This is a genomic window from Psychrobacter sp. TB55-MNA-CIBAN-0194 (assembly GCF_040309505.1).
GTDB classification, from domain to species: Bacteria; Pseudomonadota; Gammaproteobacteria; order Pseudomonadales; family Moraxellaceae; genus Psychrobacter; species Psychrobacter fozii.
In genome coordinates this window covers 1-254 of sequence record NZ_JBEOOW010000524.1, presented here as the reverse complement: position 1 = coordinate 254, position 254 = coordinate 1, and the positions used below count along the sequence as shown (strand labels likewise).

General features: G+C 57.5%; 1 protein-coding gene. It reads left to right on the top strand.

Translation table 11 applies throughout. The features are described from left to right. Window positions 1-235 (top strand): methylenetetrahydrofolate reductase (locus AAEY75_RS16130; protein ID WP_352260165.1); only part of this gene is annotated, 235 nt, incomplete at its 5' end. Window positions 236-254: the final 19 nt, after the last annotated feature.

The window sequence follows — 254 nt, the reverse complement described above, 5'->3', positions numbered from 1 at the left end:
CAGCAAGCTGGCGCGCTTCTCCGACGCCTGCGGCGCCGAGATCCCACGCTGGGTGCGCAAGCAACTGGAAGCCTATGGCGATGACGTCAAAAGCATCCAGGCGTTCGGCGAGCAGGTCATCACCGAGATGTGTGAGCAATTGTTGCAAGGTGGTGCACCATGGTTGCATTTCTATACCCTGAACCAGGCTGAACCCAGCCTTGCCATCTGGAACAACCTCAAGCTGCCACGTTAACGCTTGACCAGTTGTACCA